Raw genomic sequence first — 22,945 nt, forward strand, 5'->3', positions numbered from 1 at the left:
GAACGGGACATGTTTCACATGAAACCCGTGATGCGCCTGTGCCCTCGCGTCCCCCGGCCCGGCCGGCCATGAGCGGCCGGGAGGTCCTCTCGCTCACCCTGGACCGGGTGGGTGACCTGCCGGAGCCGTGCGCGACGTGCATCTTCTGGGAGCTCGACCCCGTGCTGGCCGCCCGCGCGATGCGCGAGGGTGACCCCGAGCTGGACAAGGAGGCGTGGCTGTCGGCCGCACTGCTCGAGTGGGGCAGCGTCGGGCGGATCGCCTACGTCGACGACCAGCCGGCGGGCTACCTGACGTACGCACCGCCGCGGCTGGTGCCTCGTGCTGCCGCGTTCCCCACCGCGCCCGTGGGCGCCGACGCGATCCTGCTGATGACGGCGCGGGTGCTCCCGGAGTTCCAGGGCCAGGGGCTGGGCCGGATGCTGGTCCAGGGGGCGGCCAAGGACGTGATGCGGCGGGGCATCCGTGCGATGGAGGCCTTTGGCCAGCGCCGGGTGGCAGCCGAGGAGGGGGCCCAGATGCGCTCGTGCATCGTGCCGGCGGACTACCTCAGCGCCGTGGGGTTCAAGACCGTGCGGGACCACAAGCAGTTCCCCCGCATGCGCCTGGACCTGCGCACGGCGCTGTCGTGGCGCGAGGACATGGAGCAGGTGGTCGAACGGCTGATCGCCCAGGTGCGGGCGCCGGTGCTCACGACCGGGCAGCGCGCCTGAGTCTCGGCTAGTCGGTGCCGGCGCCGAAGGACATGTAGCGGCGCAGGTCGCCCAGCCGCAGCACGCCCGTGGCGTTGGTGTCATCATCGCCGAGGTACATGCGCTGCAGTGCCACCACCACGGCCTCGGCCAGGGTGTCGCGGAAGGCCGCGTCCGCCAGCCGCGCCGCGTCCGAGGGATGGGTCAGGTAGCCGGCCTCCAGGCGGATGCTCGGCATGCTGGAGCGCTGGAGGATCGTCCAGGAGCGGGCATGGGACCGGCAGTCGGCCAGCCCGGTCCGGGCCACGACCTCACGCTGGACCAGGTCGGCGAGGTGCTCACCCACGGCCGACCAGGCACCGAAGCGGTCCTGGCCATAGAAGAAGGTCGCGACCCCGCTGGCCTCCGGGTGGTCCGTGGAGTCGCAGTGCAGGCTCAGGAGCACGTCCGCCCCGGCCCGGTTGGCCAGGTCGGCGCGCTCGAGCTCGTCGGGGCAGGTGCCGGCGGCACGGGTGAACACCACGGTGACCCCGATGGCGCTGAGCCGGCCCTCGATGCGCCGGGCGAGGTCCAGGGTCACGTCAGCCTCGGACAGGCCGTTGGCCCGCGCCCCGTGCTCCTCGCCGCCGTGCCCGGGGTCGAGCACGATGGTGCGGCCGGTGAGGCTGTGCCCGCTGCGGCGGACCAGCTCCCGCTCGCGCAGGGCGTGCGGGGACCCACCGGAGACGCTGCGACTGAGGTCGGCGAACGCCCGCAGGGTCTCGGGACCGACGGTGCCATCGGCGGGGAGGCCGACGCCGCGCTGGAACTGGCGCACCGCGTGCTCGGTGTCCGGGCCGAACACGCCGTCGACGCGGCCCGGGCTGAAGCCGAGCGCCAGGACCCGCTGCTGCAGCTCGGAGACGTCGTCGCCCTGGAGCATGTGGCCGGGCGTGTGGGACAGCACCCGGTCACCCAGGCGCCACCGGGCCCCGTCGAGCGCCACCCACGTGTGGGGGCCGACCACGCCGTCGGCGATCAGGCCCCGTCGCTGTTGGAAGGAGCGGACCGCCGTGCGCACGGACTCGTCGTAGACATCGACGCCGGCGTCGTCGCGCAGGTCCCCGGTCGCGAGCAGGCGCTCCCTGATGTCGCGTACACCGGCCCCCTCGTCCCCCAGGCGATACAACGCGAACGGTTGATCCGACATACCTGCCTCTCGAGGGGATGGGGGTGCGGCAGCGCCGCGAGGACGGGCAGGAGTCGAGACTAGCCCGTCATGCAAGCGGCGACGCACCCGCTGCTCGTGCGGAACAGCAGGTGCGTCGCCGGGATGCCGTGGAGCTGGCTCAGCCGATGAAGTCGGCGAGCTCGCGCACCAGCTTGGGCTTGGGCAGGGCGCCGACCAGGGTCTTGACGACCTCACCCTTGACGTAGACGTTCATCGTCGGGATGCCCGTGATGCCGTAGCGCGAGGCGATCTCGGGGTTCTCGTCGGTGTTGAGCTTGACCACGCTGATCTTGTCGGCGTGCTCGGTCGCGATCTCCTCGATGATCGGGGCGACCGCGCGGCACGGGCCGCACCAGGGCGCCCAGAAGTCGACGAGCACAGGCTTGTCGTTCATCAGGACGTCGGCGTCGAAGGTCGCGTCCGTGGTCTCCTTGGTAGCTCCCACGTCGGGGGCTCCTTCCTTCGGTGTCTGCTGTGGTGACAGCGGTGGTCGTGCGGGGACGAGTGGTGCTGGTGCGGCGGGCCTCAGCCCACGGTAGCCGCGGACTCCGACAGCTCGGCCGCGCCACCCCGGGCGCGCTCCGCGTCGTGATCCAGGTCGGCGAGGTAGCGCTCGGCGTCGAGGGCAGCGGCGCAGCCCGAGCCGGCGGCGGTGATGGCCTGGCGGTAGGCGTGGTCGACCAGGTCACCCGCGGCGAAGACGCCGGGCAGGTTGGTCAGCGTGGTGCGGCCCTGGACGAGGACGTAGCCCTCGTCGTCGAGCTCGACGACGCCCTTGACCAGCTCGTTGCGCGGGTCGTGGCCGATGGCGACGAACAGGCCGGTGGCCTCGATCTCGCGGGTCTCGCCGTTCACCGTGTCGCGCAGGGTCAGGCCGGTGACCTTGTCCTCGCCGTGGATGGCGGCGACCTCGGAGTTCCAGGCGAAGCGGATCTTGTCGTTGCTGAAGGCCCGCTCGGCCATGATCTTGCTGGCGCGCAGCTCGTCGCGGCGGTGCACGATGGTCACCGACCGGGCGAACTTGGTCAGGAAGGTGGCCTCCTCGACGGCGGAGTCGCCGCCGCCGACGACCACGATGTCCTGGTCGCGGAAGAAGAAGCCGTCGCAGGTGGCGCACCAGGAGACGCCGTGGCCGGAGAGGCGCTTCTCGTCCGGCAGGCCGAGCTCGCGGTAGGCCGAGCCCATGGCCAGGATCACCGCGTGGGCCGAGTAGGTGTTGCCATCGCCGTCGGTGACCGTCTTGACCGGGCCGGTCAGGTCGACCGCGGTGACGTCGTCGGTGATGATCTCGGCACCGAAGCGGTCGGCCTGCGCCCGCATGTTCTCCATGAGCTCGGGGCCCATGATGCCGTCGCGGAAGCCGGGGAAGTTCTCGACCTCGGTGGTGTTCATCAGCGCGCCGCCGGCGGTGACCGAGCCCTCGAACAGCAGCGGCTTGAGGTTGGCCCGGGCGGCGTAGACGGCGGCGGTGTATCCGGCGGGGCCGGAACCGATGATGATGACGTTGCGGACGTCAGTGCTCACGCGGGAGACCTCTCGATGTGTCGGGGCTTGTACGGCGGCACGGCTGCGGTGACAGGCGGTGCCACCTGCTCCAACAGATCCTACGGTGAGGTTGTTCCACGGCCGCAGACGCGGCTGGGGCAGGTCGTCAGGGCAGCGGAGTGGCGCCGTGGAGCACGTGCGGGTCGGTGGCTGAGCAGCTGCGGCCGACGGCGTATGCCGTGCGCGCACCGCGCGCGAGGACGACCAGGACCACGGCAGGCTGGGCGTCGTAGAAGGCGATGTCCGCCGTGACCGACGTGACCGGTCCGACACCCAGGCCCGCGAGGCAGTCGGCCAGGCCGCGGGGCGTGGCGATCGGGCCGACCGCGGGAGCCTCGCCGGTCAGTGGGGCCACGCCGGGGGCCGGGACCGCGGCGAGGTGCCCGGCCTGGGTCGCGAATCCCGGGGCGGTGTAGCGCGTGGTCGACACCTGGATGTGCTGCGCGGCGCCTGCCCCGGACGCCGCCTTGCGGGTCGGGTCGTCGGTGGCGGCGAGCTGGGCGCCGGCGGAGGCCGCCGAGCCGGAGCTCGTGCTGGACCCAGATCCCAGGTGCAGGATGCCAGTGCCGGCGAGGGCGACGGCTGCGATGCCGGCGGCCACTGCGGCGACGGGGAGCAGGAACCGGCGGGTGCGGCGGGTGGGCAGCAACGGCGTCACGGAGACGTCCGCGCGCGGGCGGGCCGACTGCTCAGCGGCGAGGCTCGCGCTGATACGGCGTACCAGGTCCTCGGGCATGGGCTCGGGCTCGGGCAGCGCGGACAGCAGGGCCCGCACGCCGGTCGGGTCGTCATCCTGGTCGCCCGAGGGGTGGCGGGGCAGGATCACGGCGGGTCACCTCCAGGGCGGGTCGGAGCAGGTGCGGGGGATGTCACTCGGTGGGGCCGACGAGGGTAGGACGTCAGGGCGAGGCCGAAGGTTCCGGGCGGGCGCGCGGGGGTCCGGTTGCCGGGGGTGGCGTCCGTTTGAGGCCGAGCAGCTCGGCCATGGCTGCCCTGCCCCGGGCGCAACGGGACTTGATCGTTCCCTCGGCCACGTCGAGGACGGCGGCAGCCTCGGCGACGCTCAGCCCCTGCATGTCGACCAGCACCAGCGCCAGGCGCTGGCCTTCGGGCAGCTGTTCGAGGGCCTTGCGGACGTCCAGGCGGGTCTCCACGCTGGCGTGCTCGTCCCGCGAGTCCGGCAGGTCGTGCTCCGGTAGCTCGGAGGTGGGGCGCCGGCGGCGCAACCGGTCGAGGCAGGCGTTGACGACGATCCGGTGCAGCCAGGTGGTCACGGCGGCGTCGCCGCGGAAGGAGTCGGCGCGGCGGAAGGCCGAGATGAAGGCGTCCTGCACGGCGTCGGCAGCCAGCTCCCGGTCGCTCGTTGTGCGCAGCGCCACCGCCCACATGCGGTCGCGGTGACGGCGGAACAGCTCGCCGAAGGCCTCCGGGTCGCCGGCGCAGTGCGCCGCGAGGAGCTCGGCGTCGGGCAGGGACGCGAGCTCCTCCGGGCCGAGACGGCCCGGGACCGGGTGCGACGGCGGGGTCATGGTCAGCTCAGCTTGATGTCGGCCAGGGAGGCGCGGTAGCGACCGCCGTCCTGGGGGATGAGGGTGAACCAGACGATGACGTAGCGCGAAGGCGGCAGGTCCGTCGGGGCGGTGACGGTCGCGGAGCCGCTCGCCCCCTGGACCTCACCGATGGTCGAGACCCCGTCCAGGGACCGGGACGGCGCCGCGTAGACGGTGACGTCGGTCGGCCCGTTGCCCAGGGTGAGCCTGGCCGAGTGGACCGTCCTGGGGCTGCCGAGGTCGAGGATGACCCCGACGCCCTTCTTCAGGCCGCCGAAGGAGGGGGAGTTGTAGCCCTCGGACTGCCAGACCGTGCTGGGGTCGCCGTCCAGGACCCGGCTCGCGGAGGAGTCCTTCTCGCTCTGGTCGCCCTCGGGGTCGAAGCCCGAGGCGCCGACGACGGCGATGGGGGCCGAGCTCGTGGGGGCGCTCGACGTGGGAGGAGCGCTGCTCGGGCTGGTCGCCGGCGGCGTCGTGGCACTGGAGGTGTGGAGCGGTGCGCTCCCACCCAGGGGCAGGCTGCTGCCGGAGCCGATGCTCGAGACACCGCAGTAGCCCAGCAGGAGCACGACGACGAGGAAGCCGACCAGGATCGTGACCACGATCCTGGTCTGGTTGCCCGACGGGGGCTCCGAGCCGGTGTGCAGCAGGGGCAGCGGCGGCTCCTCCGGCTCCTCGGCCGTCTGGAACACCTCCGGCAGGCTGATCGTCTCGGTGTCGTCCGCGCCGTGCATGCCGGTGGCGTGGGCAGCCCGGTCGGCGGCGGCCCGGGCGAAGGACCCGACCTTGGCGACCTTCGGGGCCTTCGCCGCGGTGGTGGTCGTGGCCTGCACGGTCTCAGCCGCTGTCGGCGAGGCGCCCGCGGCTGGGTCGGCAGGGGGCCCTCCCTGTGCGGGGGCTGGGGCCATCCGCGGCTGCGACGTCGCGGGGGCCGGCTGCGCGGGCGCGCTGCCGGCTCGACCGGCCGCGGCAGCGGCGGCCGGGGCCGCGGTCGACGGGACCGGCGCGGTCTGGGCGGGCAGCTCGGCGGTCTGCTCCGCGATCGCCTCGGGGTTGACCTGCTCCCTCGACCACGGGGCGATCTGCGCAGCGAGGTCGCCCGGGTCCAGCGGCCCGGCGCCTTCGTTGAGGGTCAGGCGGCAGATGGCGTCGAGGTCACCGGGCACGCCGGCGGCGATCTCGGACGGGGCGGGTACGCCGTTGGCGAGGTGCGGGGCCGCCTCGAGGCCTTCCACCGGGGTGTCGACCGGCCAGCGGCTGGTGAGCGCGGCGTAGGCCAGGGCTACCAGCGCGACGGCATCGGCCCGTGAGGCCTCCACAGGGTCGACCTCGTCGACGCCGTCGAGCGCGGCCGCGATGGCCAGCCCGGACACCTTGACCGTGCCGTCGGACGCGCGCATGACCTCGTGCGGGGTGAGGCGCTGATGGTGCAGCCCGCGGGAGCGACCCGTCTCCAGCCCGGTGGCGGCCTCGCCGGTGACCCGGCGGACCTCCTCGGCCGGCAGTCCGCCCTGCGCCAGCAGGGAGGCGACCGAGCGTGCCCCGGGCAGGGACTCCTCGACGATCCACGCGAACTCGTCCTGGACCCCGACGTCGAGGACGCGTACCAGCCGGGAGTCCTCGACACCGGCCGCCCGGCGCGCCGCGTCCATGGCCGCGTCGGCGTTGGGGTGGTCGCTCGGGAAGACGGTCAGGTTGACGTCACGCTCGAGCGTGGTGTCGTGGGCGGTCCACCGGGCGCGGTCCCGCGACCGGGACAGCCGTCGCTGCACGGTGTAGCGGTCCCCCACGATCGTCCCCGGGCCCAGGCCGTGCACTCGGCAGCTCCCCTCGTCGTGTCCATCGGTCTGGCCACATCCTAGGTGGGCGTCAGGCTCCAGGGACGAGGCGACGCACCTTCGACACGACCGGTCCGAGCAGCTCCTCCACCTCGCGCACGCGCAGCGCCCGCGCGAGCACCAGGTAGACGACGCCGAACACCAGACCGGCAAGGACGAGGGTGACGAGGTCCTCGACCCGCCCGGAGACCACGGACTCCACCCCGAGGCGGACGAGGTATGCCGCGCCGCCGGCCACGAGGGCGGCGACACCCAGGCGGGCGTAGGTGCGCGCGACGGGGCGCAGGGGCAGGCCGTCCAGGCGCCGACGGGCCCAGACCAGGCCCAGTGCAGCCCCGGCGAGGTTGCTCACCGTCTGGCCGAGGCCCACCGTGATGCCCATCCAGGCGACGGGAAGCGTCAGCGCGACGAGGCTGATCGCGGTGCCGACGCCGCTGGAGACGAGCTGCAGGACGAACGGGGTCCGGGCGTCCTCGAACGCGTAGTAGACCCGCTGCAGCAGGTAGAGCGTCCCGAACGGCACGAGGCCGGCCATCATCGCCACCATCACCACGGTGGTGGCGTGCACGTCGGCCGCGGAGTTCTTGAAGAACAGGGTGCCGACGAGCGCGGTGCCGAGCACGAAGCTGGCCACGGTCGCCGGGACGGTGGCCACCGCCGTGAGCCGCATGCCCCGGCTGACGTCCCCGCGGACCTCGGCGAGGTCACCCGTGTTTGCGGCCTTGCTCATCCGGGTGAACAGGGCGGTCACCAGGGACACGGTGACCAGGGAGTGGGGCAGCATGAACAGCAGGAAGGCGTTGCTGTAGGCGGTCAGCCCCGGCTCGTGCAGGTGCTGCGCGGCGCTGAGGCTCGTTGCCCGCGTCAGCACCTTGGAGGTGACGATGAACGACGCCTGGGAGACGCCGAGCGCGGCGAAGGTCCAGCCGGCCACCGTGGACGAGGAGCGGAGGCCGACGCCGCGGAAGCCCCAGCGCGGACGGAAGCGGAAGCCGCCACGGCGCAACGGGACCAGGAGGACCAGCGCCTGGGCGATGATGCCCAGCGTCGTGGTGCCGGCGAGCAGCCAGATCATCCCGGGGGTCCAGGCCGAGACGTCGGGCTGGCTGGGGTAGCGCGTCAGGAAGATCGCCATGCCGGCGATCGACACGATGTTGGCCACGACAGGGGCCCACATGTACGCCGCGAACTGGGACCGCGCGTTCAGCACCTGCCCGAGCAGCGTGTAGAGGCCGTAGAAGAAGACCTGCGGCAGGCAGATCAGGGCGAACGAGATGCTCAGGCTCATGGTCTGGGGGGAGAAGCCCTGGCTGAAGAGGCGGACCAGCAGGCCGGCGGCCGCGGTCACGACCAGGGTCAGCACACCCATGGCGACGATGGCCAGGGTCAGGAGCCGGTCCACGAAGTCCTGGCCGCCATCGGCGTGCTGGGCCGCCTTGGTCAGCTGTGGCACCAGGACAGCGTTGAGGACGCCACCCGCGAGCAGCAGGAACAGCAGGTTGGGCAGCGTGTTCGCGACCTGGAACGCGTCGGCGGACAGCCCGGTCATGCCGATCACGGCCCCGAGCATGGTGGCCCGGACCATGCCCAGGACGCGGGACACGATGGTGCCGGCTGCCATGACCGCGCTGGAGCGCGCGAGGCTGGCGGTGGAGTCGCTCATGGCAGGACATTCTCCTGTGGGGGAAGTGCGGGCCGGGTCCGGCCCCGGCGCAGGGACCGCAGGACGCCGAGGACGAGCACGAGGCCGGCCACCACGCCGAGGGCCCAGTAGACCCAGCCTGAGGTCGGGCTGACCCTGACGTCGACCCTCGCCCCCTGACCGATGGGGGTTCCGTTGACCGAGCTCAGGCTCGCCTGGACCGGGACCAGCCCGGCCGCGACGGCGGTGACGTGCACCTTGACGGTGACGCGGCTGCCCCGGTTGATCCGCAGCAGCTCCGGCTGGTCGTCGATGCGCAGTCGGGGACTGCCCGGCTCGAGGTGCAGGCGCACGTCGTGGACCGGCATGTTGAGGGTGTTGACCACGGTGATCTGCAGGACCCCCTGGTCGGCCAGGAAGTTGATGGTCGCGGGGTTCACCCGGATACCCGAGCTCACGCCCGACACGGCGCCGACGACCTGGTTGTGGAGCGTCGCGAACGAGCGCGGCTGACCGCGCCATCGCGAGGAGAGCTGCTGGGCATTGGCGTCCTGCCAGAGCCCGGCCGGGAACTGGCTGGGGTCCATCACGCTGGCGACACCCTCGATGCTGGAGCGGGTCTGCGGCAGCTCGGCCAGCGTCGACCGGGTCAGCGGGGAGCGTCCCGGCGCGAGGGCGTCGGCGGACCGGTGAGGGGCGACGGCCGCGCCGGCCTCGGCGTTGGCGTCCACGGCCTCGTGGACCAGGTCGGTGGTGCTGACGGTGGTCAGCCACGGCGCCGCGGCGGTCGCCTTGAGCAGCGCGGCCACGCTGGCCGGGTCGCCGGCGAAGGACCGAGACGCCGCCACGAGGGCCGAACGCCGCACCGAGGGGCGCTCCTGCAGCAGCGCGATCGTCTCGGCGAGGAAGCGCTCGGTGACCGCCGTCGTCTCCTGCGGCGAGCGGGTGCCGCCCAGCAACGAGCTGAGCCGGTCGTCGTAGGCCAGCAGCGGCAGGCCGTCGGGGGTACGCCGCCCCGCGCTCGGCGTGACGCCGTCGTCGGTGACCGGCAGCGAGGACGCCGACACCACCCCGGCGGTCAGCCCGTTGCCCCGGAACAGGTTCCGCAGCCCGGACTCCCGGGCCAGCGTCATCCGGCCATCGGCCGGCCAGGCGATGTCGTCCCGGACGCTGTGGCCCACCGCGGCGCCGAGCTGGTCCGGGGTGGCCATCACGGTGGCGACGCTCGGGTCACCTGGGGAGAGCCCCAGCGTGGCCGCCAGGTCGGGGTCGGAGTAGGGCAGCGCCCACAGGGGGTGAGCCGGGCCGGCCGCGGCCAGGCGGCTTCCCAACGAGGTCGTCAACGTGGTGACGGCGTCCGCCGGCGGGGTGACCGGACCGGTTCCTCCCGTGCCCGGTGTCGGTGTCGTTGTGGGGGTGGACGTCGACGTGGGAGTCGGTGGTGGCGTGGTCGCGCTCGCGCCGACCGGGGGCCCGAGCACGGCCGGGTCCACGAACCAGGTGACGCGACCGGCCTGCGTGCCGGTGATCAGCCGGTCGATCCTCGAGCCGGGGCCGATCGCCTGCTGCCAGGCCTGCGTGCGCGCGCGGCCGGGCGCCCCGAACAGGGCGGGGTCGGGGTCCAGGGTCAGCGGGACCAGCCAGGCGAGGGAGAGGGGGGTGAACTCCTTGCGCTGGTACCACGGCAGGAACGTGTGCGAGGTGCCCACGGGGGTGTCGGCGCCGGCAGGGGCGGCCTCGATGGCCAGCGGCAGCGCCGCGAAGGCCGAGGGGTTGGACACCGCGCGGGACGGGATCGTGAGGGAGAAGGCCGCCGTCTGGCCGGCGGCCAGGGGCTCCTTGAGCGCCAGGTGGGCGACAACAGGCCCGGGGGTGACCTCGCGTGAGCCCTGCGCCCACGAGGTCACCTGCTCGCGGTTGCCGAGGCCGTCGGTGCGCAGCCGGGCCACCACGGTGGGGTGGGCCACGGGGGCGCCGCCGGTGTTGCGGATCGTGCCGCGCACCGTCACCGCCTGGCCGGGGCGGGCGATCTGGGGGCTGATGGCGTCCAGCTGCACCGTCACCCTGGGCCCGGTCGCGGCGGGAGCCGCGTCGGGTGCGGCGGTGTGGGTGACCGCGGCCGCGGGGGCCGCAGCCGGGGCCACCACGGCCGCGGCCACGAGGGCAGCGGTGAGCACCCGGCATACCTGCGTCCACATGTGCGTGTCCTGCCGTCGCGTCACGCGGAGCCCGCCAGCCGCTCCCAGGCGGCCTGGGCGATGCGGCGTTCGTTGGGGAAGGTGAGGTGCTCGTGGACCTCGTCCAGGGCGACCCACGCGACGTCGATGGCCTCGGCGTCGGGGTCCCCGTCGATGCTCAGCTCCCCTCCGGTGGCCTCGAGCAGGAAGTGGTGGACCACCTTGTGGATGCGCCGGTCCGGGGTGGAGAACCAGTAGTCGATGGTGCCCAGCGACTCGATCACGCGGCCGATGATGCCTGTCTCCTCTGCGACCTCACGGGCCGCCGTCTCGGGCAGTGACTCGCCCGGCTCCATGTGTCCCTTGGGCAGACACCACTCCACGCGACCGGCCCGGTTGCGTCGGGCGATCACGGCGATGCGGGCCGAACCATCCTGGACGTCGATGACCACCCCGCCGGCGGAGGTCTCCTCCACGGCCGGCAACCGGCGTGGCAGCCGGGTCGGCCGAGGGTCCGGGGAAGTCACCCCGTCACTGTAGCCAGCGCCACGATGAGCCTACCTGTCAGCGCGGGCGGTCGCCCGTCACGAGCCGTCACCTACCCTTGAGTCTCGTGTCCTCCACCGCCCGACCCAGCTCCCTCCTGCAGGAGGCCGTGCGCCGCCTTGCTCCCGTCCTGCCGCTGCTCACCGAGCTCGGGGAGCGTTTCGTCGCGGCCGGGCACGAGGTGGCGCTGGTGGGTGGCCCGGTCCGGGACGCCTTCCTCGGCCGCACCTCGCCCGACCTGGACTTCACCACCGATGCCACGCCGGAGCAGACCGAGAAGGTCCTGCGAGGGTGGGTCGACGCCCACTGGGACGTCGGGCGGGCGTTCGGCACGATCGGGGCACGCAAGGGCAACACCACGATCGAGGTGACGACCTACCGCGCCGACGCCTACGACCGCACCACCCGCAAGCCCGAGGTCGCCTTCGGCGACAACCTCGCCGACGACCTGGTGCGCCGCGACTTCACCGTCAACGCCATGGCGCTGCGGCTTCCGGCGCTGGAGTTCGTCGACCCGCACGACGGCCTGGCCGACCTGGCCGCGCGGGTGCTGCGCACGCCGGGCACGCCGCAGGAGTCCTTCGCCGACGACCCGCTGCGCATGATGCGGGCCGCCCGGTTCGTCGCCCAGCTCGGTTTCGCCCTGGCGCCGGAGGTCGACGCGGCGGTCCGGGACATGGCCGGACGGCTGGAGATCATCTCGGCCGAGCGGATCCGGGTTGAGCTGGAGAAGCTGCTGCTCTCGCCGGACCCCAAGGCGGGACTGCGGGTGCTGGTCGACACGGGGCTGGCCGACCAGATGCTCCCCGAGCTCCCAGCCCTGAAGCTCGAGCTCGACGAGCACCACCGGCACAAGGACGTCTACGAGCACTCCCTCATCGTGCTGGAGCAGGCGATCGCGCTCGAGGGACCGCCGGACGGCCCGGAGGAGTCGGTGCCCGGTCCGGACCTGGTGCTGCGCCTGGCCGCGCTGCTGCACGACATCGGCAAGCCGGCGACCCGCCGGTTCGAGCCCGGCGGCGGCGTCAGCTTCCACCACCACGAGGTCGTCGGGGCGAAGATGACCGCCAAGCGGCTGCGCGCCCTGCGTTTCGACAAGGACACGGTCAAGGCCGTCTCCCGCCTGGTCGAGCTGCACCTGCGCTTCCACGGCTATGGCGAGGGCCAGTGGACCGACTCCGCGGTGCGCCGCTACGTCACCGACGCCGGGCCGCTGCTGCCACGCCTGCACCGGCTGACGCGCTCCGACTGCACCACGCGCAACGTGCGCAAGGCCCAGCGCCTGTCCCGCACCTACGACGAGCTCGAGGCCCGCATCGCCCGCCTGCTGGAGCAGGAGGAGCTCGCCGCCGTGCGCCCCGAGCTGGACGGCAACCAGATCGCCGAGGTGCTCGGCATCCGGCCGGGGCCCCTGCTGGGACGGGCGTACAAGCACCTGCTGGCCGTGCGGCTGGACCGTGGGCCGATCGGGGAGGACGCCGCCCGCGAGGAGCTGCTCGCCTGGTGGGCCCAGCAGCCGGAGGCCGCCGGCTGAGGCCGGGTCAGGTGCGCTGGCGCACGCTGGCCCGCCGGTATGCCCAGGACAGGGCCAGGTAGGCCGCTGCCAGCACGGTGAAGACCACGGGCGCGTCACCGTTGGACGGGACGACCACCGCGGCCACGGCGATCGCGACGACGAACGCGGCGTTGAACAGCACGTCGTAGACGCTGAACACCCGGCCGCGGAAGGCGTCGTCGACGTCGCGCTGCACCAGGGTGTCCACGCAGATCTTCAGGCTCTGCCCCGCCCACCCGATGACGGCGGCTGCGACCAGCAGCACGGGCAGCGCCAGGACGGGCACGAGAGTGGCGGTGGCCAGCCCCGCCCCGGTCAGGGCCAGCGACACGACGGTCGTCGGGTCGTGCCGGCGGCGCACCCACCAGGGCGTCACGAGCGCGGCGACGAGGAACCCGGCGGCCCCCGCACCGAGCACCCATCCCAGCACGGTCAGCCCGCGCTGGCTCGAGCCGGCGCCGAAGTAGTTGCGCGCCAGGAGGATCAGGGCCAGCGTCGACACCCCGAAGAGCAGCCGGTGACCGGTCATGGCGCCCAGGGCGTTCGCGGCGGTATGCCGTGAGCGCAGGTGCCGCAGGCCGCGCACCAGGTCGCGACCCACCTCGACGATGCCGGCCGCGGTGCCCGGGGTGAACGGCTCACGGTCAGGCCCGAGCTGGGTGGGCCGCAGGCGCAGGGCCAGCGCCGCCGCCCCCGCGAGGAGCACGGCGACGATCACGACCAGCACCGGGTGGCCCGCGCCGGTCACCCGGGCGGCGTAGGCGATCCCGCCGCCCACGAGGTAGGCGGCGGTGCCGAGCGTGGGGGTCACCGCGTTGGCAGCCACCAGGTGGGCGGGGTCGACGACGTGGGGCAGGCCGGCGGAGAGTGCTGCGAGCAGGAACCGGTTGATGCTCAGGAAGGTGAGGACCACGGCATACAGGAGGGGGTCGGGGGCGGGCAGGGCGAGCAGGACGGCCACGACCACGGCCAGGGCGGCCCGCGCCAGGTTGCCGAGCATCAGGGTGTTGCGCCGCGACCAGCGGTCCAGGGGCACGCCGGCCCAGGGCCCGATCACCGTGAACGGCAGGGTGAGCACCGCGAACGCGGCGGCGATCCCTCCGGGGGTCGTGGCGCGCTCCGGGGAGAAGAAGAACAGCGAGGCCAGGGCCACCTCGAAGACCCCGTCGCCGAGCTGGCTGGTGAGGCGGACGGCGAGCAGCCGACGGAACGATGGCCCGAAGGCCCACAACCGGGGCGCGGGCGCGGGGCTCGCCGCGGCGGTCACGTCGCCATCGTGTCATGCCGATGCCGCGTGGTCAGTTGGCACAGCCGCGTTGCAGCAGGAGGATCGAGGCATGGGGTGGGACGAGCGGTGGGGGAAGTCCAGCGGCACGGTCTTCGGTGGGAGGCCGACCGTCCTCGGTCATCGGGGGCTGGGCCGCGGACCGGGGGAGAACACCCGCGAGACGCTGCGCCAGGCCGTCGAGGTCGGGTTGCGCTGGGTCGAGACCGACGTGCGCCGCACCGCCGACGACCAGCTGGTCGTCGGGCACTTCCCCACCTGGCCCGACGGCTCGTTCGTGGCGCAGCTGTCGCTGGCCCAGGCGCGGGAGCTGGGGGCGTGCACCCTGGCGGAGTACGTCGGCGACCTGCCCGCCGGGATCGGGGTCAACCTCGACGTCAAGAGCTGCCTGGAGGACGCCCTGAGGCCCGCGGGGGCCACCACCGCAGGGCTGCTGGCTCCGGCGGCGGAGGACCTGGCCAGCAGGCGGCCCGTGCTGGCGACCTCCTTCGACCCCGCGGCGCTGCTCGGGCTCCGGGCCGGCGCACCCGGTGTCTCCCTGGGCCTGCTCACCTGGGTGGGCTTCCCGCTGCGCAAGGCGGTGCCGGCGGCGGTGCACCTCGGCGTGGACGTCCTGGTCGCCCACTGGACCTCGTTCGGACCGAACGAGGTCGACCGGGCCCCGGTCCACGCCCCACCGAAGGAGTCGATCGCCGTGGCGCACGAGGCGGGGCTGGAGGTCGTCGTCTGGTGCCCTGACGTGGAGCGGGCGCGTGAGCTGCTCCAGGACGGGGCGGACGCGGTGGTGGTCGACGACGTGCCGCGCGTGCTGCCGGCCCTGCGTGGCCTGGCGGACTGAGGACGACCGGGCTGAGGACGACCGGGCTGAGGCGACCGGGCTGGGGCGGCCGGGCTGGGGCGGCCGGGCTGGGGCGACCGGCCCGGCTCAGTCGAGGACGACGAGGACGTCGCCCTCCTGCACCACGTCGCCCTCCTGGACCCGCACGTCGGTGACGGTGCCGTCCTCCTCCGCGAGGACCGGGATCTCCATCTTCATCGACTCCAGGAGCGCGAGCTCGTCACCGGCGGAGACCGTGTCGCCGACCGAGACGAGGACCTTGGCGACGTTGGCGACGAGATCGGAGGCGACTTCGGTGCTCATGGGCTCACCCTAGCGGGGGGACAGGCAACGGCCCGGCCGTCCGTGGTGGACAGCCGGGCCGTTCCGGTGTGCGTTGCGGCAGGTCGGCGCGCGGTCAGCGCTCCTCGGTGCCGGCGATGAAGGCCTCGAGCTTGGTGCGGCCCTCGGTGTCCTCGCGCTGCACGGGCGGGGACTTCATCAGGTACGACGAGGCGGAGATCAGCGCGCCGCCGATGCCGCGGTCCTTGGCGATCTTGGCCGCGCGGATGGCGTCGATGATGATGCCCGCGGAGTTGGGGGAGTCCCAGACCTCGAGCTTGTACTCGAGGTTCAGCGGGACGTCACCGAACGCGCGGCCCTCGAGGCGCACGTACGCCCACTTGCGGTCGTCGAGCCACTGCACGTAGTCCGACGGGCCGATGTGGACGTTCTTGTCCTCGATCTTGCCGGCGAGCGGGCCGGTGAGGTTGGAGGTGACGGCCTGGGTCTTGGAGACCTTCTTGGACTCGAGGCGGTCGCGCTCCAGCATGTTCTTGAAGTCCATGTTGCCGCCGACGTTGAGCTGGTAGGTGCGGTCCAGCACCACGCCGCGGTCCTCGAACAGCTTGGCCATCACGCGGTGGGTGATGGTGGCGCCGACCTGGGACTTGATGTCGTCACCGATGATCGGCACGCCGGCCTTCTCGAACTTCTCGGCCCACTCCGGGTCGGAGGCGATGAAGACGGGCAGGGCGTTGACGAAGGCGACGCCGGCGTCGATGGCGCACTGCGCGTAGTACTTGTCGGCCTCCTCGGAGCCCACCGGCAGGTAGGACACGAGCACGTCGACCTTGGCGTCCTTGAGGGCCTGGACGACGTCCACCGGCTCGGCGTCGGACTCCTCGATGGTCAGGCGGTAGTACTTGCCGAGGCCGTCGTTGGTCACACCACGCTGCACGATGACGCCGGTCGGCGGCACGTCGGCGATCTTGATGGTGTTGTTCTCGGAGGCGTTGATGGCCTCGGAGAGGTCGAAGCCGACCTTCTTGGCGTCGACGTCGAACGCGGCGACGAACTCGACGTCCTTGACGTGGTAGTCACCGAACTGCACGTGCATCAGGCCGGGCACAGTGCCGTTCGGGTCGGCGTCCTTGTAGTACTCGACACCCTGAACCAGCGAGCTGGCGCAGTTGCCGACGCCAACGATGGCGACGCGCACGGATCCCATGGGGGTTCTCCTTGTTGTGGGTGGTGGAACTGTTCGGGGGAAGTGGTGGGTATGACGGTCGGTCAGGTCTGCGGGGCCGGCCCGCCACCGGGTGGCAGCGGGGGGCCGGTACGTTCGGCGCTGATCAGCTCGGAGAGCCAGCGCACCTCCCGCTCCGCGGACTCCAGGCCGTGCCGCTGCAGCTCAGCGGTGTAGGCGTCCGCCCGCTCCCGGTTCTTGACCGCGGCGGAGCGGAACGCGTCCAGGCGCTCCTCGAGCCGGCTGCGCCGGCCCTCGAGGATGCGCAGGCGCACGTCGGCCTCGGTGCGGGCGAAGAAGGCGAAGTGCACGTCGAAGGTCTCGTCCTCCCAGGCCGCGGGACCGGCGTCGGTCAGCAGCTCCTGGAAGCGCTCCTTGCCCTCGGCAGTCAGCTCGTAGACGATCCGCGCGCGCCGGCTGCTCGGGGCGGGGGTCGCCTTGGCCGGGTCGGGGGAGGTCTCGGCGATCCAGCCGCGGGCCACCAGGTCGCGCAGGCACGGGTAGAGCGTGCCGTAGGACAGCGCTCGGAAGGCGCCGAGGATGGTGTTGAGGCGCTTGCGCAGCTCGTAGCCGTGCATGGGCGCGTCGTGCAGCAGGCCGAGGACGGCGAGCTCGAGCAGCGCGGCGCGACGGCTCATGGGGCTCACCTCCGGGTGGTGCGATCGGTCACAGCGGCTGCTGATGCGCGCCACCATACCTCACAGATATATCGCTGCGATATATCTGCATTTCGACGTACTGCGCTCGCCCCGTTACGCTCGTCCGGCGTGGGCCGCCCCCACGACCGGTTTCGACGAGGCACGCACAAGACCCGTCGGCATACTGACCGGCAGCCACGCCCGCTCGTTCAACGGAAGAAGACACGTGAACGCACAGACCCGAGCAAGTACCGCCGGCCGACGCCGTGCCCAGCCGCCCCAGAAGCAGCAGGGCTGGCGCCGGTTCTTCACGTGGAAGCGGGTGCTGCTCACGCTGGCCGCATTCGGTGTGCTCGGCGTGGCAGGCTTCGCCGTCGCCTACGCGACCACCCCGATCCCCAACCCCAACGAGCTGGCCACCTCGCAGGCCTCGGTCATCTACTACGCCGACGGCAAGACCGAGCTGGCCCGGATCAGCCAGATCAACCGCGAGTCGGTGCCGCTGAGCAAGGTGCCGCTGCACGTGCAGCGGGCGCTCCTCGCGGCGGAGGACCGCAACTTCTACAACGAGAGCGGGGTCTCCCCGACCGGCATCGGCCGGGCCGTGCTCGTGGCCATGAGGGGCGGGCCGACCCAGGGTGGCTCGACGATCACGCAGCAGTACGTCAAGAACTACTTCCTGACCCAGGACCAGACGATCACGCGTAAGTACAAGGAGCTGATGATCTCGATCAAGGTCGATCAGTCCCAGAGCAAGAACCAGATCCTGGAGAGCTACCTCAACACGATCTACTTCGGCCGGGGTGCCTACGGCATCCAGGCCGCGGCGAAGACCTACTTCGGCAAGGACGTCTCGCAGCTGACCGTGGCCCAGGGCGCCCTGCTCGCCTCGGTCATCAACGGCCCCTCGCTGTACGACCCGGCGAACGGCCCGCAGGCGCTCCACGCCGCGAAGAACCGCGTGCAGTACGTCCTGGACGGCATGAAGAAGGAGGGGTGGATCACCCAGGCGCAGTTCGACCAGGCGAAGTTCCCCAAGGTCGACGACCCGAAGAACCGCCAGAAGTTGAGGAACGGCGCCCTGGGTTACATCACCAACGCGGTCAAGGACGAGCTGAAGAGCCGGCTCAAGCTGACCGACGCCGACATCGACCGGGGTGGCTACAAGGTCGTCACCACGATCGACAAGAAGGCGGAGGACTCGGCCATCCAGGCCGTGAACGACAACCTGCCCGGCTCGGGGTCGAGCGAGGCCTCCAAGCAGCTGCACGCAGGCCTGGTCGCGATCAAGCCCGGTGACGGGGCGATCGTGGCGATGTACGGCGGCCGGGACTACAACAAGGTCCAGTTCAACTCGGCCACCGACGCCCACCTGCAGGCGGGTTCGACGTTCAAGGCCTTCGGCCTGCTCGCCGCGCTGCAGAAGGGCATCAGCACCAAGACCCGCTTCGACGGCCACAGCCCGCAGGACTTCCCGGAGTTCAAGGGGCAGAACGGCTCGACGGGCAGCGAGGTCGACGCCAGCGGCACCATCCGCAACTTCGGCGGCGAGCAGTTCGGCAACATCGACCTGCGCACGGCCACGGCCCACTCGGTCAACACGGTCTTCGCGGCGCTGAACATCAAGGTCACGCCGCAGTCGACGATGGAGGCGGCGATCGCTGCGGGCGTTCCGGCGAGCACCCCTGGTCTGCGCCCCAACTACGCCAACATCCTCGGCTCGGCCTCGCCGCGGATCATCGACATGGCCAACGCCTACGCGACCATCGCGGCGCAGGGCACCCGGGCCAAGCCCTACCTCATCAAGTCGGTGACCTCGGGCAGTGGCAGCATCGACTACAAGGTGAACAAGGACGTGCGCGCGGCCTTCGACCGGAACGTCACCCGCGACGCCACCGACGCGATGACCCGCGTGGTCAAGGAGGGCACCGCCCAGCACGCCCAGGAGCTCGGCCGCCCGGCCGCCGGCAAGACCGGTACGACCAGCGAGAACAAGGCGGTCTGGTTCGACGGGTTCACCCCGCAGCTCGCCGCCGCCGTCGGCATCTACCAGGGGGACGGCACCGGCTCGATCAAGGTCGACGGCTTCGGCGAGGTCACCGGTGGCACCTTCCCCGTGAAGATCTGGACGGCGTTCATGGAGGGTGCGCTCAAGGGCGAGCCGGTCGAGGACTTCCCGCCGCGCTACGGCATCGGCGACGGCGAGGTCGCCCCGCCCACGCCGACGACGACGGCGACCAGCTCGACGAGCACCACCTCCACGACGAGCACCACCACGACGGCGCCGCCGACGACGAGCACGGACACCAAGACCAACGGTCCGAAGCCGACGTTCACCGTGCCGTTCCCGGGCGGTAGCCCGACCGACACCACGACCTCGCCGAGCGGCGGCGGGACCGGTGGCGGTGCCGGCAGGCGCGGGCAACCGACGCCGACGCCGTAGCGTCACCCACGCCGACGGGGCGCCTCCTGCACCACGCAGGGGGCGCCCCGTCGGCGTCTCCCCGGTCGGCGCGGGGCACGGCATACCGCAGGGACGTCGGCGGCGGGCCAGCGTGAGCCCGTAGTCTGCGCGGCATGCGCCCGAGCACCTCGCCCGACCAGACCGTGGCGCCGACGCTGGAGGACCCCGTGGCGGCGGCGGCCAGCCAGGTCGCCGGAGGCCCGTTGGGCCGGTATGCCGCGATCGGGCGCCGCTCGCGCGACGGCTGGCAGGCCGCCGCGGCCGTGCTCAGCGGCCTCGTCGCGGTGATGGTCGCCCTCGCGGTGGCCCAGCGGTCGCACTGCGTGCGGACCGGGTGGAGCACCCCCGACCAGTTCTGGCACGCGTGCTACTCCGACCTGCCGCTGGTCTTCCAGACCTCGGGACTGGCCACCGGCACGCTGCCCTACCTCCACAACGGTGCCGGGGCACTGGACCAGCCGGTCGGGAGCGGCCTGGCCATGTGGGTCATGGCCCTGCTCGTGCCCGGCGGGCCGGTCACCACCCGGCAGCAGTGGTACTTCGGGCTGTGGGCCGTCCTGGTCACCGTGCTGCTCGTGCTGCTCGTCATCGTCACCGCCGCGTCGGTGCGCCGGCACCCGTGGAAGGCCGCCCACGTCGCGCTCTCGCCGGTCATCGTCACCGCCTCGCTGGTCTCGGTCGACCTGCTGGGCGTGGTGCTGACCTCCGTGGGGCTGTGGGCCTGGGGCCGGCGCCGGGTGCCGCTGGCCGGGCTGGTGCTCGGCCTGGCGATCGCGACGCGCACCTACCCCCTCGTCATCGTGGCCGCGATCGGCCTGGTCGCGGTGCGGGGTGGCCGGCTGCGGCAGTGGGCCGCGCTCGCCGGCGTGACCCTGGCGACCTGGCTGCTGGTGTCCCTGCCCTGGCTCGTGGTCAACGCCGACGGGTTCCTGTCCACCTACCGGCGCTGGTGGGGCGCAGGTGCCGGCTACGGCTCGCTGTGGCTGGTGCCGCAGCTGTTCGACCACGACCTGCCGGTGGGCGCAGTGACGGTCCTGGCCGTGATGGGCTGGGTCGCCGCGCTGGTCGCCGGTGCCACCCTCGCCCTCGCCACCCAGCGTCGTCCCGCCGTGGCCGAGGTCGCCCTGCTGATGCTGGCGATCGTCCTGGTGACCGGCAAGTCCGTGCCCGTCCAGGCGTGCCTGTGGCTGCTGCCGCTGATCGCGCTGGTCGGCGTGCGCTGGCGCGACCATCTCATCTGGGCCGGCACCGAGGTCGTCTACTCCGTCGCGGTCTGGCTCTACCTCGCCGGGCTCAGCGTGAAGGACCGCGGCCTGCCCTCCGGTCCGTATGCCGGGCTGCTGCTCGCGCGGCTGCTGGCCCTGGGGTGGCTGGTCACCCAGGTGGTGCGCGTGGCGCGGGCCCGGTGGGCCCTGCCCGAGGACGAGCTCGGGGAGACCGAGGTCGCCGAGCAGGAGCGGCTGGAGGGGGAGGTCGACGAGCTCGCGGGCCCGATCGCCGGCGCGGAGGACCGGGTCCTGGTGCGCTTCGGGTGACCCGGGCCGGACACGCGGTCGCTGATTTCTTCCCGGCCGCGACGTGCGGGTACCCTCGTGAAGTTCGCCGCGGCATACCCACTGTCAGTGACCACTGGCAGAGTGCGCCGCGGTGGGACGCTGCAACCCTCCTGTCACGGAAAGACCGTGACCGCTCTAGACCAAAGGAGGTGGGTTAACAGCATGCGTCAGTACGAGCTCATGATCATCCTCGACCCCGAACTCGAGGAGCGCACGATCCAGCCGAGCCTCGACAAGTTCCTCACCGTCGTCACCAAGGACGGCGGCACCGTGGACAACGTCGACATCTGGGGTCGTCGCCGGATGGCCTACGACATCAAGAAGAAGTCCGAGGGCATCTACGCGGTCGTCAACATGACCGCGGAGCCGGCCACCGCCAAGGAGCTGGACCGCCAGCTCAACCTGAACGAGTCTGTCCTGCGGACCAAGCTCCTGCGCCCCGGCGCCTGAGAACAGGGGATCACACCATGGCTGGCGACACCGTCATCACGATCATCGGCAACATCACCAACGACCCGGAGCTGCGGTTCACGCCGTCCGGGGCTGCGGTGGCCAACTTCACCGTTGCGTCGACGCCGCGCGCGTTCGACCGTCAGAGCAACGAGTGGAAGGACGGCGAGACGCTCTTCATGCGCTGCTCGGTGTGGCGTGACGCGGCGGAGAACGTCGCCGAGTCGCTCCAGCGCGGCACCCGCGTGATCGTGTCCGGCCGACTGAAGTCTCGTTCCTACGAGACCAAGGAAGGCGAGAAGCGCACGGTCGTGGAGATGGAGGTCGACGAGGTCGGCCCCTCGCTGCGCTACGCGACGGCCAAGGTCAACCGCACCCAGCGCGGTGGTGGCGGCGGCTTCGGCGGCAACCAGGGCGGGGGCAACTCCGGCTTCGGTGGCGGCCAGAGCGCGCCGAGCGACGACCCCTGGGCCACCGGTCCGTCCGCGGGTGCCCCCCAGGGCGCCCCGCAAGGTGGCGGCTGGGGCTCCGGCCCGTCCTACGACGAGCCGCCCTTCTGACAGAAAAGGGAACAGGGAACACACCCGACAAGGTGAGCCCTGTGACCGAGGTGAGACGGCTTCCTTGTGCCTGTGAAGCCGGCCGCACCGACAGGTGAGACGCGAGTCCCACCGGAACCACACGCTATCCCGGAGCACACACTCCGGGCTCTCACAGAATGGAGAGCACCACGATGGCCAAGCCCGTAGTGCGCAAGCCCAAGAAGAAGGCCAACCCGCTCAAGGCGGCGAAGGTCGAGAACATCGACTACAAGGACACCGCGCTGCTGCGCAAGTTCATCTCCGACCGCGGCAAGATTCGCGCTCGTCGGGTGACCGGCGTGTCCGTCCAGGAGCAGCGCCTCATCGCCACGGCCGTGAAGAACGCCCGTGAGATGGCCCTGCTGCCCTACTCCAGCTCGGCTCGCTGAGCTAGCTCACTGAGTCGTCGCGAAGGAGACAACCCATGAAGCTCATCCTCACCCAGGAGGTGTCGGGTCTCGGCACCGCCGGTGACGTCGTCGAGGTCAAGGACGGCTACGCCCGCAACTTCCTGTTCCCCCGCGGTCTGGCCACGGCCTGGACCAAGGGCGGCCAGAAGCAGGTCGACTCGATCCGCAAGGCTCGGGAGACCCGCGAGGTGAAGTCGCTCGACGAGGCCAAGGCCATCAAGGGCCAGCTCGAGGCCAAGGCCGTCAAGGTCGAGGCCAAGACCGGTGCGTCGGGCCGCCTCTTCGGCGCCGTCACCCCGGCCGAGATCGCCGCGGCCGTCACGGCCGCCGGTGGCCCGGCGCTGGACCGCCGCAAGATCGAGATCGCCACGCCGATCAAGTCCACCGGGTCGCACCAGGCGCTCGTGCGCCTGCACCCGGAGGTCCAGGCCACGGTCGCGCTGACCGTCGTCGCCGGCTGA

22 protein-coding genes are annotated in these 22,945 nt (G+C 72.2%); 9 read left to right on the forward strand and 13 right to left on the reverse strand.

Annotated elements, in window-relative coordinates; all coding sequences use genetic code 11:
* The first annotated feature begins 38 nt into the window (after positions 1-38).
* Entirely contained in the window at positions 39-713 is a 675-nt protein-coding gene (locus FB474_RS19545) for a GNAT family N-acetyltransferase (RefSeq protein ID WP_221632706.1), read from the forward strand.
* A gap of 7 nt (positions 714-720) precedes the next feature.
* On the opposite strand, the gene FB474_RS19550 is transcribed toward FB474_RS19545, so the two are convergent.
* The 9 genes from FB474_RS19550 to FB474_RS19590 form a co-directional block, all read right to left on the reverse strand.
* The gene (locus FB474_RS19550) at positions 721-1,881 is read right to left on the reverse strand and encodes an N-acetylmuramoyl-L-alanine amidase (RefSeq protein ID WP_141790551.1); all 1,161 of its coding nucleotides are present in this window, start codon (positions 1,879-1,881) and stop codon (positions 721-723) included.
* Positions 1,882-2,020: 139 nt separating this feature from the next.
* On the reverse strand, positions 2,021-2,347 hold the full coding sequence (gene trxA / locus FB474_RS19555; RefSeq protein WP_141790552.1) for a thioredoxin: 327 nt from the start codon (positions 2,345-2,347) through the stop codon (positions 2,021-2,023).
* A gap of 80 nt (positions 2,348-2,427) precedes the next feature.
* Positions 2,428-3,426: a thioredoxin-disulfide reductase gene (gene trxB / locus FB474_RS19560; RefSeq protein WP_141790553.1), complete on the reverse strand. Its 999-nt coding sequence runs from the start codon at positions 3,424-3,426 to the stop codon at positions 2,428-2,430.
* 127 nt (positions 3,427-3,553) lie between these two features.
* Positions 3,554-4,273, reverse strand: a complete 720-nt coding sequence (locus tag FB474_RS19565) for a hypothetical protein (RefSeq protein ID WP_141790554.1) — start codon at positions 4,271-4,273, stop codon at positions 3,554-3,556.
* A gap of 73 nt (positions 4,274-4,346) precedes the next feature.
* Positions 4,347-4,976 (reverse strand): RNA polymerase sigma factor SigM, encoded by a 630-nt coding sequence (gene sigM, locus FB474_RS19570; protein ID WP_141790555.1) that lies wholly within the window; start codon positions 4,974-4,976, stop codon positions 4,347-4,349.
* Between the two features lie 2 nt (positions 4,977-4,978).
* Entirely contained in the window at positions 4,979-6,814 is a 1,836-nt protein-coding gene (locus FB474_RS19575) for a hypothetical protein (protein ID WP_141790556.1), read from the reverse strand.
* A gap of 52 nt (positions 6,815-6,866) precedes the next feature.
* On the reverse strand, positions 6,867-8,498 hold the full coding sequence (gene murJ / locus FB474_RS19580; protein ID WP_141790557.1) for a murein biosynthesis integral membrane protein MurJ: 1,632 nt from the start codon (positions 8,496-8,498) through the stop codon (positions 6,867-6,869).
* On the reverse strand, positions 8,495-10,699 hold the full coding sequence (locus FB474_RS19585) for a DUF6049 family protein (protein WP_141790558.1): 2,205 nt from the start codon (positions 10,697-10,699) through the stop codon (positions 8,495-8,497). The genes murJ and FB474_RS19585 overlap by 4 nt, the downstream gene beginning before the upstream one ends.
* Positions 10,696-11,181, reverse strand: coding sequence for an NUDIX hydrolase (locus tag FB474_RS19590; protein WP_141790559.1), 486 nt, complete (start codon positions 11,179-11,181; stop codon positions 10,696-10,698). Before FB474_RS19590 ends, FB474_RS19585 begins: the two co-directional genes overlap by 4 nt.
* 86 nt (positions 11,182-11,267) lie before the next feature.
* Between FB474_RS19590 and FB474_RS19595 the strand changes: the two genes are divergently transcribed.
* Complete coding sequence (locus tag FB474_RS19595) at positions 11,268-12,734, forward strand: CCA tRNA nucleotidyltransferase (protein ID WP_246092697.1); 1,467 nt, start codon at positions 11,268-11,270, stop codon at positions 12,732-12,734.
* Positions 12,735-12,741: 7 nt separating this feature from the next.
* Here the strand turns inward: FB474_RS19595 and FB474_RS19600 are convergent, their stop codons facing one another.
* On the reverse strand, positions 12,742-14,022 hold the full coding sequence (locus FB474_RS19600) for an MFS transporter (protein ID WP_141790560.1): 1,281 nt from the start codon (positions 14,020-14,022) through the stop codon (positions 12,742-12,744).
* A gap of 70 nt (positions 14,023-14,092) precedes the next feature.
* On the opposite strand from FB474_RS19600, the gene FB474_RS19605 reads away from it, so the two are divergent.
* Complete coding sequence (locus FB474_RS19605) at positions 14,093-14,878, forward strand: glycerophosphodiester phosphodiesterase (protein WP_141790561.1); 786 nt, start codon at positions 14,093-14,095, stop codon at positions 14,876-14,878.
* An 87-nt stretch (positions 14,879-14,965) separates the two neighbouring features.
* Here FB474_RS19605 and FB474_RS19610 read toward each other — a convergent pair whose 3' ends face one another.
* From FB474_RS19610 to FB474_RS19620, 3 genes are all read right to left on the reverse strand, one after another.
* Entirely contained in the window at positions 14,966-15,181 is a 216-nt protein-coding gene (locus FB474_RS19610) for a biotin/lipoyl-binding carrier protein (RefSeq protein ID WP_141790562.1), read from the reverse strand.
* A gap of 94 nt (positions 15,182-15,275) precedes the next feature.
* Positions 15,276-16,367 carry an inositol-3-phosphate synthase gene (locus FB474_RS19615; RefSeq protein ID WP_141790563.1) on the reverse strand — a complete coding sequence of 364 codons (1,092 nt, stop codon included), beginning with the start codon at positions 16,365-16,367 and terminating at the stop codon, positions 15,276-15,278.
* Positions 16,368-16,429: 62 nt separating this feature from the next.
* The gene (locus FB474_RS19620) at positions 16,430-17,023 is read right to left on the reverse strand and encodes a PadR family transcriptional regulator (RefSeq protein ID WP_141790564.1); all 594 of its coding nucleotides are present in this window, start codon (positions 17,021-17,023) and stop codon (positions 16,430-16,432) included.
* Between the two features lie 226 nt (positions 17,024-17,249).
* Here FB474_RS19620 and FB474_RS19625 point away from each other — a divergent pair, with 226 nt between their 5' ends.
* From FB474_RS19625 to rplI, 6 genes are all read left to right on the forward strand, one after another.
* On the forward strand, positions 17,250-19,466 hold the full coding sequence (locus FB474_RS19625; RefSeq protein ID WP_185746284.1) for a transglycosylase domain-containing protein: 2,217 nt from the start codon (positions 17,250-17,252) through the stop codon (positions 19,464-19,466).
* 134 nt (positions 19,467-19,600) lie between these two features.
* The gene (locus FB474_RS19630; RefSeq protein ID WP_246092717.1) at positions 19,601-21,022 is read left to right on the forward strand and encodes a glycosyltransferase family 87 protein; all 1,422 of its coding nucleotides are present in this window, start codon (positions 19,601-19,603) and stop codon (positions 21,020-21,022) included.
* 183 nt (positions 21,023-21,205) lie between these two features.
* Positions 21,206-21,493, forward strand: coding sequence for a 30S ribosomal protein S6 (rpsF, locus tag FB474_RS19635; RefSeq protein ID WP_141790566.1), 288 nt, complete (start codon positions 21,206-21,208; stop codon positions 21,491-21,493).
* 17 nt (positions 21,494-21,510) lie between these two features.
* A complete protein-coding gene (locus FB474_RS19640; RefSeq protein ID WP_141790567.1) occupies positions 21,511-22,053 on the forward strand; it encodes a single-stranded DNA-binding protein in 543 nt (180 codons plus the stop codon).
* 173 nt (positions 22,054-22,226) lie between these two features.
* Positions 22,227-22,463 carry a 30S ribosomal protein S18 gene (gene rpsR, locus FB474_RS19645; protein WP_013494395.1) on the forward strand — a complete coding sequence of 79 codons (237 nt, stop codon included), beginning with the start codon at positions 22,227-22,229 and terminating at the stop codon, positions 22,461-22,463.
* Between the two features lie 35 nt (positions 22,464-22,498).
* Entirely contained in the window at positions 22,499-22,945 is a 447-nt protein-coding gene (rplI, locus tag FB474_RS19650) for a 50S ribosomal protein L9 (protein ID WP_141790568.1), read from the forward strand.

Source organism: Oryzihumus leptocrescens (genome assembly GCF_006716205.1).
GTDB classification, from domain to species: domain Bacteria; phylum Actinomycetota; class Actinomycetes; order Actinomycetales; family Dermatophilaceae; genus Oryzihumus; species Oryzihumus leptocrescens.